Origin of the sequence: Massilibacterium senegalense (assembly GCF_001375675.1) — a bacterium.
GTDB lineage: Bacteria > Bacillota > Bacilli > Bacillales > Massilibacteriaceae > Massilibacterium > Massilibacterium senegalense.
Window position 1 is genome coordinate 297,501 of record NZ_LN831785.1, and the last position, 16,902, is coordinate 314,402.

The window sequence follows — 16,902 nt, forward strand, 5'->3', positions numbered from 1 at the left end:
ATCGATGTTTCTTTCTCTTCCTCTGGGTACTTAGATGTTTCAGTTCCCCAGGTTACCTTCTTTACGCTATGAATTCACGTAAAGATACTATCCGATTAAGGATAGTGGGTTTCCCCATTCGGAAATCTCCGGATCAAAGCTTACTTACAGCTCCCCGAAGCATATCGCTGTTCGTTGCGTCCTTCATCGGCTCCTAGTGCCAAGGCATCCACCGTGCGCTCTTTATAGCTTAACCTAAATAATTCTAAGATCGGTTTTTGTACGATGAATCTCGACTATATCATATAATCAAAATATCAATGATTCGTTATTTGGTTTTCAAAGAACAACAACCCGCCTTAAGCGGATTTTTATTATATCACTCACTTTCTTAAAAAGAAAGCGGTAATTTTTGAGAGATATCCTCTCAAAACTAAACAAACGTCTAAGCAGTCAATCTAAAGATTGAAAATGTTTTTGTAAAAGAGCGATGCTCTTTGTATATTCCTTAGAAAGGAGGTGATCCAGCCGCACCTTCCGATACGGCTACCTTGTTACGACTTCACCCCAATCATCTACCCCACCTTCGGCGGCTGGTTCCAAAAGGTTACCTCACCGACTTCGGGTGTTGCAAACTCTCGTGGTGTGACGGGCGGTGTGTACAAGGCCCGGGAACGTATTCACCGCAGCATGCTGATCTGCGATTACTAGCGATTCCGACTTCATGCAGGCGAGTTGCAGCCTGCAATCCGAACTGAGAGTGACTTTATGGGATTAGCTCCGCCTTGCGACTTCGCGACCCTTTGTATCACCCATTGTAGCACGTGTGTAGCCCAAGTCATAAGGGGCATGATGATTTGACGTCATCCCCACCTTCCTCCGGTTTGTCACCGGCAGTCACCTTAGAGTGCCCAACTAAATGCTGGCAACTAAGATCAAGGGTTGCGCTCGTTGCGGGACTTAACCCAACATCTCACGACACGAGCTGACGACAACCATGCACCACCTGTCACCTTGTCCCCCGAAGGGGAAAACTCTATCTCTAGAGCGTGCAAGGGATGTCAAGACTTGGTAAGGTTCTTCGCGTTGCTTCGAATTAAACCACATGCTCCACCGCTTGTGCGGGCCCCCGTCAATTCCTTTGAGTTTCAGTCTTGCGACCGTACTCCCCAGGCGGAGTGCTTAGTGCGTTAGCGACAGCACCGAGGGTTGGACCCCCCGACACCTAGCACTCATCGTTTACAGCGTGGACTACCAGGGTATCTAATCCTGTTCGCTCCCCACGCTTTCGCGCCTCAGCGTCAGTTGCAGACCAGAGAGTCGCCTTCGCCACTGGTGTTCCTCCATATCTCTACGCATTTCACCGCTACACATGGAATTCCACTCTCCTCTTCTGCACTCAAGCTTTCCAGTTTCCAATGACCCTCCACGGTTGAGCCGTGGGCTTTCACATCAGACTTAAGAAGCCGCCTGCGCGCGCTTTACGCCCAATAATTCCGGATAACGCTTGCCACCTACGTATTACCGCGGCTGCTGGCACGTAGTTAGCCGTGGCTTTCTGGTTAGGTACCGTCAAGGTACCGCCCTATTTGAACGATACTTGTTCTTCCCTAACAACAGAGTTTTACGATCCGAAGACCTTCATCACTCACGCGGCGTTGCTCCGTCAGACTTTCGTCCATTGCGGAAGATTCCCTACTGCTGCCTCCCGTAGGAGTTTGGGCCGTGTCTCAGTCCCAATGTGGCCGATCACCCTCTCAGGTCGGCTACGCATCGTTGCCTTGGTAGGCTGTTACCCTACCAACTAGCTAATGCGCCGCGGGCCCATCCTTAAGTGATAGCCGAAGCCATCTTTTATCATTAGACCATGCGGTCTAATCAGTTATCCGGTATTAGCACCGATTTCTCGATGTTATCCCAGTCTTAAGGGCAGGTTGCCCACGTGTTACTCACCCGTCCGCCGCTAACCTCAAAGGAGCAAGCTCCTCGTCGGTTCGCTCGACTTGCATGTATTAGGCACGCCGCCAGCGTTCATCCTGAGCCAGGATCAAACTCTCAAATAAAAGTTTTACGTTGACTCTTTAGAATTGACTAGAGATGCATTTTATACAAATTGTATATCGTACATTCTATTGCTTGACGTTTCGTTTAGTTTTCAAAGGACATTCATGGTGGGCCTAAGTGGACTCGAACCACCGACCTCACGCTTATCAGGCGTGCGCTCTAACCAGCTGAGCTATAGGCCCATGGAGCGGGTGATGGGAATCGAACCCACGACATCAGCTTGGAAGGCTGAGGTTTTACCATTAAACTACACCCGCGTTATACTATGATATTCTGACTGGTCGGGAAGACAGGATTCGAACCTGCGACCCCATGGTCCCAAACCATGTGCTCTACCAAGCTGAGCTACTTCCCGTTTATATGGCGCGCCCTGGAAGATTCGAACTCCCGACCTTTTGATCCGTAGTCAAACGCTCTATCCAGCTGAGCTAAGGGCGCATTTAAGCGACTTATACATAGTAACATGATTCATTATTTTAAGTCAAGAGATTTTAAAAAGTTTTTTAAAAAGTTTTTTTGGTGCGGCCGAGAGGACTTGAACCTCCACGGGGTCGCCCCCACTAGGCCCTCAACCTAGCGCGTCTGCCATTCCGCCACGACCGCACATACACAAAGATGGTGAGCCATGGAGGATTCGAACCTCCGACCCTCTGATTAAAAGTCAGATGCTCTACCGACTGAGCTAATGGCTCAAAATGGTTGGGCTAGCTGGATTCGAACCAACGCATGACGGAGTCAAAGTCCGTTGCCTTACCGCTTGGCTATAGCCCAATAGTAAAATGGCGGTCCCGACGGGAATCGAACCCGCGATCTCCTGCGTGACAGGCAGGCATGTTAACCGCTACACCACGGGACCTTTTTTCGAAATAAAAAGACGCTACATGCGTCATATGAATGGTGGAGGATGACGGGTTCGAACCGCCGACCCTCTGCTTGTAAGGCAGATGCTCTCCCAGCTGAGCTAATCCTCCACAAATTGTTCAATTAGAACGATGAATGTAAAAAGTATAATCACCTATTGGTAGTTTTGGTTAAAATGTTGGTAATTTGAATTATAATGGTGACCCGTATGGGATTCCGACGTACATTTATGTACTAGTCCAGCGCCGATAGGCTACTGGGGAACCCTGGTGAGAATCCACCGATTTACTTAAGTTTGAAATGGTGACCCGTACGGGATTCGAACCCGTGTTACCGCCGTGAAAGGGCGGTGTCTTAACCGCTTGACCAACGGGCCAATATAATGGCGGAGAAAGAGGGATTTGAACCCTCGCGCCGGTTACCCGACCTACTCCCTTAGCAGGGGAGCCCCTTCAGCCTCTTGGGTATTTCTCCATGGCTCCACAGGTAGGATTCGAACCTACGACCGATCGGTTAACAGCCGATAGCTCTACCACTGAGCTACTGTGGAATATCTGTAAGACAATATATATTGTAAACAAGTAAAACCCATTTTGTCAACTACTTTTTTTATATCTCGTAGCGACTTCTATAATTTATCACATTCTTAAAATGCGTGTCAATCTTTTTTTAATAAAAATATCTTCCCTCGACATTTCCCGCAAACATACTTATCTGTATTTATCTTTCGTTTCCTATGATAAACTTGGCTGCAATTCATACATTGGTATATATGGATTGTTGTGTTTTTTTTATTTTTTTGTGGTAACGACTTGCAGTACCTTGGTGCATTTACTTGTTTTGATAATTGTTTAAAATCTCGGTCACAGTGTCTGTAACCTTTTCCTTCTATATGCAAATGATAATGACATAACTCATGTTTAATAATAGTAATAATTTCTGTCTCCCCGAAAAATTGATAAAACTTCGGATTCACTTCAATATGATGCGTTCTTAATAAGTATCGCCCACCAGTCGTCCTTAAACGAAAATTAAAATATGCTTGATGAATAAACGGACGAGAAAAAAACTGTAAAGAAATTGTTTCTGTTAATCGTTGTAATTCATCATTTGTCATTTCTTAATCTCCTTTTTATCACTTAAAAAAAGAAGTACAATGCAAACGCATCATACTTCCCCCATTTTAACACGAACAGGAACCATCGACAAAGAAACACGTTGTCTCGACACATCAATACTTTCTACCCATACCCGCACAATATCCCCAACATGCACAATTTCAGATGGATGTCGTACATATCGTTCACTCATTTTAGATAGATGTACAAGTCCATCATTTTTTAAGCCAATATCTACAAATGCACCGAAGTCAACAACGTTACGAACTGTTCCTTCTAATTCCATTCCTGCTGTTAAGTCTTCTAATTGTAAGATATCGGTTCGCAATAGCGGTTTCGCTACTTCGTCACGAGGATCTCGTTCTGGTTGTACTAATGCATCTAAAATGTCCTTTAAGGTTAAAGAACCAATAACTTCTGATTCCACTAATTCATCAAAAGATGTTTTATTTACCGCTTCTTTTAATTCATCCATCCCTAACTTGTCTGTATCTAAATGAATTTTTCCCAATATTTGTTGTGCGATATGATACGATTCAGGGTGAATCGCCGTACGGTCTAACGGTTCAACCCCATCCGTAATGCGCAAAAATCCGATACATTGTTCGTACGTTTTAGCGCCTAAACGCGGAATTTTCTTCAATTGCTTACGATTCATAAATTTACCGTTTTCTTCTCGATATTTTACGATGTTTTGCGCCACCGTTTTTGTTAATCCCGAAACATATTGTAACAAAGCAACCGAAGCGGTATTAACATTTACTCCTACTTGATTCACTACTGTTTCCACAACAAAAGATAACGACTCACCTAATCGTTTTTGTGAAACATCATGTTGGTATTGTCCGATTCCTACTGATTTAGGGTCAATTTTCACTAACTCAGCTAATGGATCTTGCAAACGTCTCGCGATAGAAATAGCACTCCGTTCTTCTACTTGCAAGTCAGGAAACTCTTCCCTTGCCACGTCAGAGGCAGAATAAACACTAGCACCCGCCTCATTCACAATGCAATAATAAATCTCTTTTTTTTGTTCTTTTAACACGTCACTCACAAATTGTTCCGTTTCCCTTGAAGCTGTTCCATTCCCGATAGCAATCATTTCAATTGGAAACTCTTTTAATAACGATAAAAAGCTCTGTGCTGCTTCTTGCTTTTTATTTACTGGAGGATGCGGATAAATAACTGTTTTCTTCAAAAATTTACCCGTTTCATCTACAACGGCTAATTTACAACCTGTACGAAAGGCAGGGTCTACTCCTAATACCATCTTCCCTTTTAAAGGAGGTTGTAGAAGCAAATGTTTTAAATTCATCGCAAAAATGACGATTGCTTGTTCTTCTGCTTCTTCCGTTAATTGCTTTCGCAATTCTCGCTCAATCGATGGAGCGATTAAACGCTTATAGCCATCTTCAATAGCTTCTTTCACTAAAGGAACAGAAGAACCGGTATGATATTGTATCACCTTTCGTTCTATTTTAGCGATTACTTCTTTTTCTGGTAAGACAAGTGAAACTTTGAGTATTTTTTCTTTTTCGCCTCGATTAATCGCTAATGTGCGATGCGAAACCATTTTTTGAATTGGCTCTTCAAAGTCATAATATAATTCGTATACTTTTTTCTCATCTAACGTCTCATCTTTTACCGTTGATTTCAATTTTCCTTTTTTTTGTGTTTCAAATCGAATAAGATTACGAATAGCGGGATCATCTGAAACGAATTCTGCGATAATATCTTTCGCGCCTTGCAACGCATCTTCTATCGTATGCACTTCTTTTTCTTTATTTACATAAGATGCAGCAAGCGTATCAATAGGTTCTTTTGAAAATGTTAATAATGATTGCGCTAACGGTTCTAACCCTTTTTCTTTCGCTTCTGTTGCTTTTGTTCGTCGTTTCTGACGATATGGACGATATATATCTTCTAATTCTTGAAGTTTACTTGCTTTTTCTATTTTTCGTTTCAAGTCTTCGGTTAATTTCCCTTGTTCTGCAATTAACCGAATAACTTCTTGTTTACGCTCCTCAAGACTGTTGATATATTCCCACTTTTCTACAATATCTCGAATCGCTACCTCATCTAAATTACCTGTCCATTCTTTACGATACCTAGCAATAAACGGAACGGTGTTTCCTTCTTCGATTAAACCGATTACCGCCTTCATTTGTTTTAGTGTGTACGGTAATTCTTTTTTCATTTGTTTCAGATAACGTTCCTCCAAAAAAACCACCTCATCTTCTTTTCATACGTCACAAAAAAACCTCCGAATGAGCAAACGGAGGCTATTAATAAAATTTCCCAATCAACAATGTAACATCATCTTTTCGATTTACTTTTTGTTCCGTTAAACGATAAAAATAATCCAGCATATTGACAGAATATGATTTAATCATACCGACCGCTTCTTTCGTAAACCAAGAAGGCTGAACCCCGTCTGAATATAGAAGGAAGACGACATTACTTATCAGTTGAAATGTTTGCAATTTAAATTTTTGCATTCGCCCTGATAAATAACCTGGTACGGGAATAGGTCGAATGAGAGAGCCATCCGGTAAAACAAATACTAAACGAATATTACCAATACTAGAGTATTCGACTTTTTTCGTTTTGTAAAAGTACTTAAACACCGTTACGACCGCGCCGCGTTGATCACGCACCGCTTCGTTACACCTTTCCATCATCTTTAAAAGGGGTGCTGTATGATATGTACGAATTGTCTGAATGACGGTGTTTGCAGCTTCTTTTGCACTTTTTCCACTACCGAGCCCATCTACCATCACACATAAACAATAGTCTTCTTCTTCTAATAAAAGATATTCGTCACCAGACTCTGTATTCCCTGCCTTTGGTTTTTGAAATCCTTTAGCTGTCATATATGAAGATACGAACTCTTTAATCATTACAAACACTCCGTTGGTTCCGCCTGAATCGCCTCTCGTAATTTCTTAAGGGCTCTACGTTGCAAGCGAGAAACGTGCATTTGTGAAATTCCTAATTTTTCGCCTGTTTCCTTTTGGCTTAAATTTTGAAAGTACGTACAATTTAATATTTCACGTTCACGTTCTGACAATACTCGGAATGCTTTTCCTAATAACATTTGACGATTTACCGTTTCGAATCCATCTTCTTCTCGGCCTACTAAGTCTAGAAGGGTAACAGTACTTCCTTCTTGATCGGCTTCTAACGTACTGTCTACCGATAACGCTTGATAGCTTTTTCCCATTTCCATCGTTTCTAAAATTTCTTCTTCTGTCACTTCTAAGTACACGGCTAGTTCTGTTACTGTAGGTGACCGTTGAAGTTTTGTCGTTAATTCTTCTACCGCTCGTTTAATTCGTGGCCCGAGTTCTTTAATTCGTCGCGGAACATGTACACTCCACGTTTTATCTCGAATGTAACGTTTAATTTCACCGACGATTGTTGGAACCGCAAATGATTCAAAACTTCTTCCAAAAGAAGGATCATATCGACTAAAAGAAGCAAGTAGTCCTATCATTCCAACTTGAACTAAATCATCATGGATTCCTTTACCTTTAGAGAATCGTCTAGCAAGTGATTGGACTAAATCTTGGTATTCATACACCAATTGTTCTTTTATTTCATCGTTCGCTTTATCTTGCTGATATAGTTCAATTAATTGATATACTTCCTCTTTACTTAGACGATGATGTTGAGATTCGATCGACATATGGTTCCACCTCGTCTTTTTGAAGGAACTTTGTCATAATAACATTTACTCCAGAGTCCCCACTGATTTTCACTTCATCCATCAGCGTTTCAATTAAAAACAGCCCTAACCCTCCTTCGTTCATGTTTTCAAGTGGAGTATCCCGAACAGGGCCTCTTTTTTCTTTAATTTTATTTAAATCAAAATTTTTCCCATTATCCGATACCATAATTTCTAAACGGTCTGGATAAATTCCATATGTAATTTTTACTTCGCCGTCTTCCGCTTCCTCATATGCATGATGAACGGCGTTCGTACAGGCCTCAGAAACAGCAATTTTTATATCTTCAATCACATCATATGTATACCCCATTCGATGAGCAATCCCTGACGCCGTCAAACGAACAACACCTACATATTCTACTTTTGAAGGTATTTTCATTTCAATACACTCTAACGGAGCGTTCATTTTTCACAGCTCCCTTCTTCCATTTTCATCACTTCATCCAATCCGGTAATCGTAAATAAACGTTTTACTCGATCAGTTGCAGCAGTTAAAACCATTGTTGATTGATTTTTTTTACACGATTTTAATGCACCAATGAACACACCTAGTCCAGTAGAATCCATATAGTTAACATCTTTTAAATCAATAATAATATGTTGATTTTCTTTTTCCGTCAATGGAATTAATTCTTCCCGAAGTTGACTTGCTGTATATGCATCAATTTCACCGCTGAGATGAACAATAGCTTCTTCTTTTTTCTCTTCTGTTTCAATTTGCAGATTCATTGCACTTCCTCCTTAAGAACACATTTTCATTTTTATTTACCCTTACTTTATTATATTTAAACAACCCTACGTAGAATAATTAATGTAAAATCATCTTTCAATTCAAAGTTTTGCATCTTTTCCAATTCATAGAAAACCTTATCCGCTATTTCTTGTGCAGGTAAACCAATATATTTTTCAATTAATTGGATGACCATATCCCTCTCAATAAATTGATCGCCCCTTCTACATTCTGTCACTCCATCGGATAACAAAATAATCATGTCCCCTATTTCTACAGCTGTTTCATATTCACGATATTTTGTTTCGCGCGATACCCCTAACACTAACCCTTTTGCAAAAAAGTCAGCAAATCGCTTCTCTTTCGCATGATAATAAAACCCAGGTTCGTGTCCCGCCCCCGCATAGTAAAAGCGATGTACGCGAGGATCATAAAGCCCGTAAATCATCGTAATAAACATGCTAGGGTCGACGTTTTGTTCTACCACACGATTTAAGCTTGCCAAAATTTCACTCGGCTGCATCCGTTGTTCTGGAATACTATCCATAGCGTATTTAATCATCGACATACATAAGGCAGCAGGAATTCCTTTTCCTATAATATCAGCAACCGCTACACTCACACAGCCATTTTCATCTGTTACAAAGTGATAGTAATCCCCACTCATCTGTTTTGCTGGTACACTTTTAACCCCTATATCTAATACATCCATTTGTGGGATGTCTGTTTTTAGTAACATTTTTTGCATCTTGGAAGCTACTTCAATTTCTGATTCTAATTGTAGTTGTCGATGACGTAAACTTTGATGTTCTCTATAGGCAAATCCGTATCCAATCATCACTTCTAATAAAAAATCAAACGAATCTTGAATTTCTTTTGGTAATTCAGGGTATAGTTCTTTAAGAACTTGAACATGTAAATTTACTACTTCTTCTGGGGAAACCATTTGCTCAATGATTTTCCAGCTAAATTGTTGGGCGTTATATAGTGCCTGCTCATCTTTTTGCCTTATATATTCCAGTAATAACTGTTTGTATTTATTTACTACTAAATCGCACTTTTTCACGCCATACCTCCTTTCACTTAACGAAGCCATTTCACTGCAGTAATCAATGTACCAAATTGTTCATTGGAATCAATCTCAAATTCATCCATCAAACGTTTCACACCAGGAAGCCCTGCCCCTAAACCACCAGAGGATGAAAAACCATTTTGCATGACACTTCGGATATCTTGAATACCAGGGCCTTTGTCTTTTGACGTAATTTTTACCCCCATTTTTGATTCCTTAGATACAACTTCAATATGGATTTCTCCTTCATAAGCATATAAATAAATATTGCGTGCTAATTCGCTAATGGCGGTTGTAATACGCGCTTGATCGACAGAACCAAATCCTAACTTTTTTGCGGTATCTCTCCCTAATTGTCTTGCCGCTACAATATCCCATTCATTTTTAACGACCACATAGGATTGTTGGCTCATCACTTACCCCTCCATCTGTTGGCGCAGTTTTTCTATACCTTGTTCTAAATCCAATGCTGTTTCAATACCGTCCATTGTAATTCCTAAATCAATTAGCGTAATTGCAACTGCAGGTTGAATTCCTGTCAACACTACTTTAGCCCCCATTAAACTTGCCATTTTTACAATATCCCCTAAAATCTTCGCGATAAATGAGTCAATAATGTCAACTGAAGTTAAATCAATCACAACACCTTCGACACCTGTTTCATATATTTTTTGTAATAAATCTTCTTGAAATTGTAAAGTCGTTTGATCGTCTAATTCTACTTGAATGGAAACAAGTAAATACCCATATAACTTTAAAATCGGAATTCTCATCATAGCTCCCCCTATTCTACTTCTATGATTTTTTTCTTTTGTAATGTGAGTGCTAGTTGAATTCCTTTTTCTAACGTTCCTTTTGTTTGCACTTCACTTAAATCAATACCTAAATTCGTAATGGTTTGTGCGATTTCTGGTCGAATCCCAACTAAGATACACTTTGCACCTACCAATCGTATTGCTTGTGACACATGAATAATATGATGCGCAACCATAGTATCAATAACCGGTACACCTGTGACATCAATCAATACTACTTCCGAACGATACGCCATCACACCTTCAAGCAAATTTTCCATCATTAATCGGGCTCGTTCTTCATCAATCGTACCAATTAACGGCATCACACTAATTTTATCAAAAACAGGAATTACAGGAGCAGACAATTCCTTCAACGCTAACTGTTGTCTCGAAACTTGAGACTCCCATGAACCTGTATATTCAGTTACTAAATTAACGATAATTGGGTTAATCCATTTTTCAATCTCTAGCAACAATGTTTTAACATTGATCTCTTTTTCTTCCTGTTTTTTTTCTTCTTGTAATAATTCAAATAAAACGTGTCGAAATAATTGTAATCCGCGAATAAAATAACTAAGTGGCCATCCTAAATGAATGTATTGATTGGCCATTCTTTGAATATGTTTATTGAGTTCTTCTTCATTACGATATGTATAATCTAAAATAATTCGAATAAATTCTATATTTGTCTTTTCATACAAATCAACCGTTTCAATCGGTATATCTATGTCCTTTTCGTTTTTCATACACGTTAACCAATATTCGACAATTTCGTCATATTTCCTGTTTACAAATGCTAAATTTTCTCTCTCCACATTGAAACCCCCATTATTCTGTCAATCATCCACTTTATTCACATAAAATAGCCGTATGTATATAATAAATATACGAGCATCTCCATTATAGCACGAAAAAGAAAGTTTTTTGTAAAGGTTTTACAACTCTACCCTCAAAAATAACCGCGAAAAAATACCTAAAATATCAAAAGCGGAGGGCGCTCGTTCAGGGGCGACAAGCATAAGACAGCTTGCGGAATGAGGTGGTCTATCCTCATGGAGTAATACAGCTTATGACTCGAGCCACTAGCGCCTGGAGCTAGATTAATCAAAAAGCGGAGATGGGCTCGTTTAACGACGGAGCTATAAGACGAAGGGCGAAAGAGGCGGTCTTTGCCTCTGTAGCACTTTGACTTATAGCGGAAGCCGTTAGCCCATCGCAGCTAGATTATCAAAAAGCGGAAAGTGGAAGAAGTTTTTTACTTTGAAATAAACGACTTATACTCCTAATAAACAATGCATCTAAAAGAACCTTTCATCTTCACTTATGAACGTATTAGTCTTTTTCTTCTTACTTTTTATGATGTAAACAAAGAAAAAAAGTTGCTGTTTCAGCAACTTTTTTAATATCTGTTTATTCATTTTTAACGTTAAAAATCAACTAAACCTAAGCTTATTTTTATAGCTTCGTTTACTTTTTCCATCATTTTTAAATCAATACGAGTGATTTTGTCGGTTAAACGCGACTTATCAATAGTTCGTATTTGTTCTAATAAAATAACAGAATCTCGTTCAAAGCCGTACCTTTTTGCGTCAATTTCAACATGCGTTGGCAACTTTGCCTTTTGGATTTGAGCGGTTATTGCTGCGACGATAACCGTTGGACTAAATCTATTCCCAATATCGTTTTGAATCACAAGAACAGGTCTTGTTCCACCTTGTTCCGATCCAACAACAGGGGATAGATCTGCAAAATAGACGTCGCCACGCTTTACAATCAAACGTCTACACCCCGTTAACGAGACGCTTTAATGTATGGTCAGCTTCTTGCTCAGCGACGAATGCTTCCGTGCACAAATGTAAGTTAATCTTAGCCATTTCTAAATAGCCTTGTTGCATTACTTGATAAATCATACTACGTTTTTTATGTTCATTCACATATAATTCAAGTGACTGATGAACAATTTGCTCTGTGTTTATTTTTTCCCTTTTTTTAATAATGTTAATTTGAGAAATCAATTCTTGTGGTAAGCACACAACAATTTCCTGGCTGCTTGTATCGGCCACGGACAAACACCTCCAACGTTCCTGCTCTCTCATGTTTTACTAAATCCAAGTACATCTTATCATCACTGTATAAAGTTTGCAAAGTGATTATCGAAAATAAAATTCGTCAATTTTCACCAATTTATTCGTTATCGTTTATAAAACCTGAGAATAAAGCATTTTCAACTCGGTGTACTTGTCGGTTTTTGACGAAAACCCGAGGAACCCTTGCACTAATCATGCAAGTTATTTCATAATTAATCGTATCTAAACGTTCTGCTATTTCATCCGCCGTTATTTTTTCTTTTCCTTGCTGACCAATTAAAATTACTTCCGTGTCCAACGGTACTTCATTCTTCAATCGGATCATCATTTGATCCATACAAATCCTTCCAACAATTGGTGCCCGTTCTCCATTTACTAACACTTCGCTATTGGATAGTTTACGAATAAAACCGTCCGCATATCCAATTGGCAACGTCGCAATCCATTCATCATCTTCTTTCGCCTCATACGTTCCCCCGTAACTAATTCTCTCCCCTTTTTTCATACGTTTGATATGTGTAATCTTCGTATGTAAAGACAGAGCAGGTTTTAGTTCGAATGGTAATTCCTGTTTTATTTCTTCCGACGGGGACAATCCGTACATCGAAATACCATAGCGAATCCCATTGAATTGAAAAGTAGGAAAGCGCAAACTAGTTGCAGAGTTGCTAACATGAACAAGTGGTATAGACAAACCCCATTCGTCAAACCAACTCATCATCTCTTTAAATGTATGGACTTGCTGATGAAAATATGTCAAATCTTTTGAATCAGCTGTTGCAAAATGAGTAAACACCCCTTCTATGATGAAAGAAGAACATTGCTGTAATTCTTCCACTAGCGCAAAGGCTTCTTGTTTACTTCGAATACCTATTCTACCCATACCAGTGTCTAGTTTAATATGTATCTTTACCTGTTGATTCGTTAAATAACCTTTTGCGCGAGCAATCCATTCTTTTTGAAAAACGGTTAACGTAATATTGTACACAGCAGCAATCGATACGTCTTCAGGACGAATAGGACCTAAAACAAGAATAGGAGCTTTTATGCCACTATGTCGTAATTGTAATGCCTCATCGAGTAACGCTACTGCTAAATAATCAGCACCTTGTTCTAAGGCTATTGCTGCTACTTCCTCCGCTCCGTGTCCATAAGCATTTGCTTTCACAACCGCAAATAGAAGCGTATCTTTTTTCATTCTTTTTTTCATTTCTACGAGATTATGTGCTATCGCATCTAAATCAATTTCCACCCAAGTATTACGGTAAAATGGCTGTCTATCCAAGATGGTACCCCCCAAAAAAACAAAACTATCTGTTTTTTTATTGTACCACCTTTCAAGACAAAACAGGCATCATTCATGTAATTATTCGAATGAGCCTGTACTTTTTTATTTCATTGCTTTTCCATAAACGGATTGGGCAAGCAAGACCATTTCTTCTTGGGTAAGTCGGTCCGATGCTATGAAAAAGTCTACCCCGTTGTATGTCCATGAAACAGAATTTTCTGTTAAAGAGCCCACCGCTATCCCTAAATCTACAGGTTCCGCATCCATTATATCGACGGATTTCATCATAGGTTGAACTTCGCTCCGTTTTTGAATTAACGTAAAGCCCTTAGAACCCCCATAAGTTAAAATGACTTGTACCCCGTCTTCTGTGATTATTTCTTTTTCTTCTTCTAACGTTGCTCCTTCTAATTCATACACTGGATACAAAACAGGAAACATCTTTGTTGCTTCACTTTTTCCGTCTGCTACAGCCGGAATTCCTATGTGGCCACCAGTCATATTTCGTTCTACATCAAAAGCGTTATTATCAAATGATGGATCAAACTGAAACTTTTCAAATGTGATATCCATCATCGGTTTATCATCAATATCTAATACTTCTACTTTTTTCGGAGATAAATTAGGAGCCAATGTAATAACTTGTTTTTGGAACTGAGCATTTTGATAATTTGTTTTCGCTTTAAATACATAATTTTTTTGTTCTTCTTTAAATGTCCTTTTTTCATCTAACAAAAGATCACGAATAACTGATTCATATAAATACACTTGACTATTGCTTTCAGGCCAATCGCTTTGAAAACGAAAACTTTTATTTAAAGCTGGTGTTAAAACAAATACACCTTCTTTATTACGAATAATCATTTGACTTTGGTCATTTGCGTCATTTGTTAATTTCACACGATAAAACTCTGGCTTTTTGTGCCATACTTCCACATGATATTTTTGCGGCTTTTCCCCGCTATAAATTGTCATCACACCGTGGGTTTTATACCCTTTCATTTCTGTTACTTTATCGTTAAGTGACGTTAAAATATCATCTTGCGTTTTTTTCGAACATCCAACAACAACGAACATAAAAAAGACAATTATACATCCAAACACGTACGTCTTTTTCAACGTGTCAGCCCCTTTGTCTTTAAACTAGTACAAAAGGAGAAGGTGCAAACCTTTCCATCGCTGTTACGATTGAGAGATTTTTGCTAGCATTTGTGGAACATGATGAATAATATCGCTCGCCACTACACTAAGAGGGGAGTAACCAAGTTGAACTAAGTCATCCGCTACCGATCCATGAAGATAGCAAGCGTTGCTTAGTGCATGTTGCACATGCTCGTGTTGATGTAAAAACGCGGCAATAATCCCGCTAAGTACATCTCCTGATCCCCCTTTTGCAAGCGCAGCATTTCCTGTTGGGTTCACAAATAGTTGCCCAGTTGGCGTGGCGACAATCGTATAAGGACCTTTTAATAAAACATATGTTTGATACGTCGTCGCAAATTCTTTCGCTACTTCGAAACGATGTTCATTAATATAGGAAACGTCATAACCAGTTAAACGAGCCATCTCCCCAGTGTGTGGCGTCAAAACCGTAGGGCTTTGCCTCATTTTCAATACTTCTTTTTGTGTGGCAACAAAAAATAAAGCATCTGCATCTAAAACAAGCGGACGGTCAATGGCTAACAGTTGCTTGACTACCTTTTCACATCCGCTCTCTCGCCCCATCCCTGGACCTGCTACAATCGTATCAAACAATTCAAAAGAAACATCTAATTCTTGTGCAAAATAGCCCTTTTCCTCTTTTGCCTCGATAAACATCGCTTCTGTAATATGACTTGCTAGTACTGGACGTATGGAGGCTGGGACTGCTACTGTCGTTAAACCAGCCCCTGCTTTTAACACACTTTTTGTCGTCATCATCACCGCGCCTGACATTCGATTCGATCCGCCTACGACTAACACTTTTCCGTACGTTCCTTTATGAGAATAAGCCTGTCGAGTAGGCAACGTTGCCTGCACACGTTCATTGTCCCATAAAAAACATGCACTCGCTTTATCGTACTCTGCTTTTTCCGGAATCCCGATTGGACATACAATAACTTGTCCGTAAAAATCGCGAGCAGGATATAAAAAAGCGGAACGTTTATAACATTGAATCGTAAACGTCATTGTAGCCTTCACTGCCATCTCTACATTCCCGCTATTCGCAGAAATACCACTTGGTGTATCAATGGCATACACTTTTGCTTTTGCTTGATTGAGGAGCGGAATGATTTCTTTATAAGGAGAGCGTATCTCCCCGCTAACACCAATTCCTAACATCGCATCAATCACAAAAGAATGATTTGCAAGTGCTTGTTCAAACGCGATCATTCCCTCTTTTTCTAACGCATAAAGCGTGTACCCCGAGCGAGTGTAAATATGATAATGAAATAAGGCATCCCCTTTTAACTTTTCAAGAGGTGCCATTACCCACGTATCGACAGAATAGCCAAGCGTTTGCAGTTGACGACTCACGACAAATCCATCGCCACCATTATTCCCCATTCCAATTACGACCATAATAGATGCTTCTTTTTTTAAATACGATAACAAATGAAAAACGAGTGATTGCCCGGCATTTTCCATCAACATCGGACCATGAATCCCAATCTCCTCCATCGTATAACCATCGATGGCATACATTTCTTCCGCTGTTACGATTTGCACCTTACAACCTTCCTTTCGCACTAAAAATATATGAATGACTTTATTTAATTATTCCTTTTTTCCAAGACCACTTGCGCAACTACATAATGTTCACTATGCGAAATAGATACGTGAACAATTATGTCATCTCGGAATGGAATGATTGGTTTTCCGCGTTCATCTTGTAGTACTTCCATATCATGAAAGCCTATTGCTTTTCCTATTCCCGTTCCATATGCTTTAGAAAACGCTTCTTTTGCCGAAAAGCGCCCCGCTAAAAATTCTACTTGCCGCTTTTCAGACGTCAATTCGTGAAATAATGCCAGTTCTCGAGGGGATAATACCTTTTCTGGAAAACGGGGTGTTCGTTTTAAAATGGCGGCTATTCGTTCTATTTCCATAATGTCGATACCAATTCCAATAATCATTTTGTACCACCTTAGTTATGATTTTATGAAAATTCTATTATAATAAATAAAAACACGTGA

16 protein-coding genes, 12 tRNA genes and 2 rRNA genes (1 of these 30 cut by a window edge) are annotated in these 16,902 nt (G+C 39.5%); all 30 read right to left on the reverse strand.

Annotation, left to right across the window (positions count from 1 at the left end; genetic code table 11):
- Positions 1-235 (reverse strand): 23S ribosomal RNA (locus BN1372_RS02175); it reaches 2,695 nt to the left of the window's first position.
- Positions 236-491: 256 nt separating this feature from the next.
- A 16S ribosomal RNA gene (locus tag BN1372_RS02180) occupies positions 492-2,042 on the reverse strand.
- Together the 16S and 23S rRNA genes with 12 tRNA genes alongside form the textbook arrangement of a ribosomal RNA operon.
- Before the next feature lie 106 nt (positions 2,043-2,148).
- Positions 2,149-2,225, reverse strand: a tRNA-Ile gene (locus tag BN1372_RS02185).
- Between the two features lies 1 nt (position 2,226).
- Positions 2,227-2,300: transfer RNA gene (locus BN1372_RS02190), tRNA-Gly, on the reverse strand.
- A gap of 21 nt (positions 2,301-2,321) precedes the next feature.
- Positions 2,322-2,398, reverse strand: a tRNA-Pro gene (locus BN1372_RS02195).
- 6 nt (positions 2,399-2,404) lie between these two features.
- Positions 2,405-2,481 (reverse strand) — tRNA-Arg (locus BN1372_RS02200).
- Between the two features lie 79 nt (positions 2,482-2,560).
- Positions 2,561-2,646: transfer RNA gene (locus tag BN1372_RS02205), tRNA-Leu, on the reverse strand.
- Positions 2,647-2,659: 13 nt separating this feature from the next.
- Positions 2,660-2,735, reverse strand: a tRNA-Lys gene (locus BN1372_RS02210).
- Positions 2,736-2,739: 4 nt separating this feature from the next.
- A tRNA-Gln gene (locus tag BN1372_RS02215) sits at positions 2,740-2,814 on the reverse strand.
- A gap of 9 nt (positions 2,815-2,823) precedes the next feature.
- Positions 2,824-2,899 (reverse strand) — tRNA-Asp (locus tag BN1372_RS02220).
- Positions 2,900-2,938: 39 nt separating this feature from the next.
- Positions 2,939-3,014, reverse strand: a tRNA-Val gene (locus BN1372_RS02225).
- Between the two features lie 191 nt (positions 3,015-3,205).
- Positions 3,206-3,280, reverse strand: a tRNA-Glu gene (locus tag BN1372_RS02230).
- Between the two features lie 7 nt (positions 3,281-3,287).
- A tRNA-Ser gene (locus BN1372_RS02235) sits at positions 3,288-3,378 on the reverse strand.
- Between the two features lies 1 nt (position 3,379).
- Positions 3,380-3,454, reverse strand: a tRNA-Asn gene (locus tag BN1372_RS02240).
- Between the two features lie 108 nt (positions 3,455-3,562).
- Positions 3,563-4,021: a SprT family protein gene (locus BN1372_RS02245; protein WP_062197244.1), complete on the reverse strand. Its 459-nt coding sequence runs from the start codon at positions 4,019-4,021 to the stop codon at positions 3,563-3,565.
- Positions 4,022-4,071: 50 nt separating this feature from the next.
- The gene (locus tag BN1372_RS02250) at positions 4,072-6,219 is read right to left on the reverse strand and encodes a Tex family protein (RefSeq protein ID WP_062197445.1); all 2,148 of its coding nucleotides are present in this window, start codon (positions 6,217-6,219) and stop codon (positions 4,072-4,074) included.
- Positions 6,220-6,307: 88 nt separating this feature from the next.
- Complete coding sequence (locus BN1372_RS02255) at positions 6,308-6,922, reverse strand: SpoIIE family protein phosphatase (RefSeq protein WP_062197245.1); 615 nt, start codon at positions 6,920-6,922, stop codon at positions 6,308-6,310.
- Positions 6,922-7,710 carry an RNA polymerase sigma factor SigB gene (sigB, locus tag BN1372_RS02260; RefSeq protein ID WP_062197246.1) on the reverse strand — a complete coding sequence of 263 codons (789 nt, stop codon included), beginning with the start codon at positions 7,708-7,710 and terminating at the stop codon, positions 6,922-6,924. The genes BN1372_RS02255 and sigB overlap by 1 nt, the downstream gene beginning before the upstream one ends.
- Positions 7,676-8,158, reverse strand: a complete 483-nt coding sequence (gene rsbW / locus BN1372_RS02265) for an anti-sigma B factor RsbW (RefSeq protein WP_062197247.1) — start codon at positions 8,156-8,158, stop codon at positions 7,676-7,678. The genes sigB and rsbW overlap by 35 nt, the downstream gene beginning before the upstream one ends.
- Positions 8,155-8,481, reverse strand: a complete 327-nt coding sequence (locus BN1372_RS02270; RefSeq protein WP_062197248.1) for an STAS domain-containing protein — start codon at positions 8,479-8,481, stop codon at positions 8,155-8,157. Before BN1372_RS02270 ends, rsbW begins: the two co-directional genes overlap by 4 nt.
- A gap of 56 nt (positions 8,482-8,537) precedes the next feature.
- Positions 8,538-9,548 (reverse strand): PP2C family protein-serine/threonine phosphatase, encoded by a 1,011-nt coding sequence (locus BN1372_RS02275; protein WP_154662969.1) that lies wholly within the window; start codon positions 9,546-9,548, stop codon positions 8,538-8,540.
- Positions 9,549-9,565: 17 nt separating this feature from the next.
- Positions 9,566-9,967 (reverse strand): anti-sigma regulatory factor, encoded by a 402-nt coding sequence (locus BN1372_RS02280; RefSeq protein ID WP_062197250.1) that lies wholly within the window; start codon positions 9,965-9,967, stop codon positions 9,566-9,568.
- Positions 9,968-9,970: 3 nt separating this feature from the next.
- A complete protein-coding gene (locus tag BN1372_RS02285) occupies positions 9,971-10,327 on the reverse strand; it encodes an STAS domain-containing protein (RefSeq protein WP_062197251.1) in 357 nt (118 codons plus the stop codon).
- A gap of 11 nt (positions 10,328-10,338) precedes the next feature.
- Positions 10,339-11,166 carry an STAS domain-containing protein gene (locus BN1372_RS02290; protein ID WP_062197252.1) on the reverse strand — a complete coding sequence of 276 codons (828 nt, stop codon included), beginning with the start codon at positions 11,164-11,166 and terminating at the stop codon, positions 10,339-10,341.
- Between the two features lie 611 nt (positions 11,167-11,777).
- A complete protein-coding gene (locus BN1372_RS02295) occupies positions 11,778-12,128 on the reverse strand; it encodes a type II toxin-antitoxin system PemK/MazF family toxin (protein WP_062197253.1) in 351 nt (116 codons plus the stop codon).
- 4 nt (positions 12,129-12,132) lie between these two features.
- A complete protein-coding gene (locus BN1372_RS02300) occupies positions 12,133-12,414 on the reverse strand; it encodes an antitoxin (RefSeq protein WP_230198781.1) in 282 nt (93 codons plus the stop codon).
- Positions 12,415-12,535: 121 nt separating this feature from the next.
- Positions 12,536-13,723 carry an alanine racemase gene (gene alr, locus BN1372_RS02305; RefSeq protein ID WP_062197255.1) on the reverse strand — a complete coding sequence of 396 codons (1,188 nt, stop codon included), beginning with the start codon at positions 13,721-13,723 and terminating at the stop codon, positions 12,536-12,538.
- Positions 13,724-13,828: 105 nt separating this feature from the next.
- Complete coding sequence (locus BN1372_RS02310) at positions 13,829-14,845, reverse strand: LolA family protein (protein WP_074018103.1); 1,017 nt, start codon at positions 14,843-14,845, stop codon at positions 13,829-13,831.
- 63 nt (positions 14,846-14,908) lie between these two features.
- On the reverse strand, positions 14,909-16,435 hold the full coding sequence (locus tag BN1372_RS02315; RefSeq protein ID WP_062197256.1) for a bifunctional ADP-dependent NAD(P)H-hydrate dehydratase/NAD(P)H-hydrate epimerase: 1,527 nt from the start codon (positions 16,433-16,435) through the stop codon (positions 14,909-14,911).
- A gap of 44 nt (positions 16,436-16,479) precedes the next feature.
- Entirely contained in the window at positions 16,480-16,842 is a 363-nt protein-coding gene (acpS, locus tag BN1372_RS02320) for a holo-ACP synthase (protein WP_062197257.1), read from the reverse strand.
- Positions 16,843-16,902: the final 60 nt, after the last annotated feature.

Excerpts from the sequence above, each read along its gene's own strand:
- BN1372_RS02245 (WP_062197244.1), bottom strand. The coding sequence starts at position 4,021 with ATGACAAATGATGAATTACAACGATTAACAGAAACAATTTCTTTACAG.
- sigB (WP_062197246.1), bottom strand. The coding sequence starts at position 7,710 with ATGTCGATCGAATCTCAACATCATCGTCTAAGTAAAGAGGAAGTATAT.
- BN1372_RS02270 (WP_062197248.1), bottom strand. The coding sequence starts at position 8,481 with ATGAATCTGCAAATTGAAACAGAAGAGAAAAAAGAAGAAGCTATTGTT.
- BN1372_RS02255 (WP_062197245.1), bottom strand. The coding sequence starts at position 6,922 with ATGATTAAAGAGTTCGTATCTTCATATATGACAGCTAAAGGATTTCAA.
- BN1372_RS02280 (WP_062197250.1), bottom strand. The coding sequence starts at position 9,967 with ATGAGCCAACAATCCTATGTGGTCGTTAAAAATGAATGGGATATTGTA.
- rsbW (WP_062197247.1), bottom strand. The coding sequence starts at position 8,158 with ATGAACGCTCCGTTAGAGTGTATTGAAATGAAAATACCTTCAAAAGTA.
- BN1372_RS02250 (WP_062197445.1), bottom strand. The coding sequence starts at position 6,219 with ATGAAAAAAGAATTACCGTACACACTAAAACAAATGAAGGCGGTAATC.
- BN1372_RS02285 (WP_062197251.1), bottom strand. The coding sequence starts at position 10,327 with ATGAGAATTCCGATTTTAAAGTTATATGGGTATTTACTTGTTTCCATT.
- acpS (WP_062197257.1), bottom strand. The coding sequence starts at position 16,842 with ATGATTATTGGAATTGGTATCGACATTATGGAAATAGAACGAATAGCC.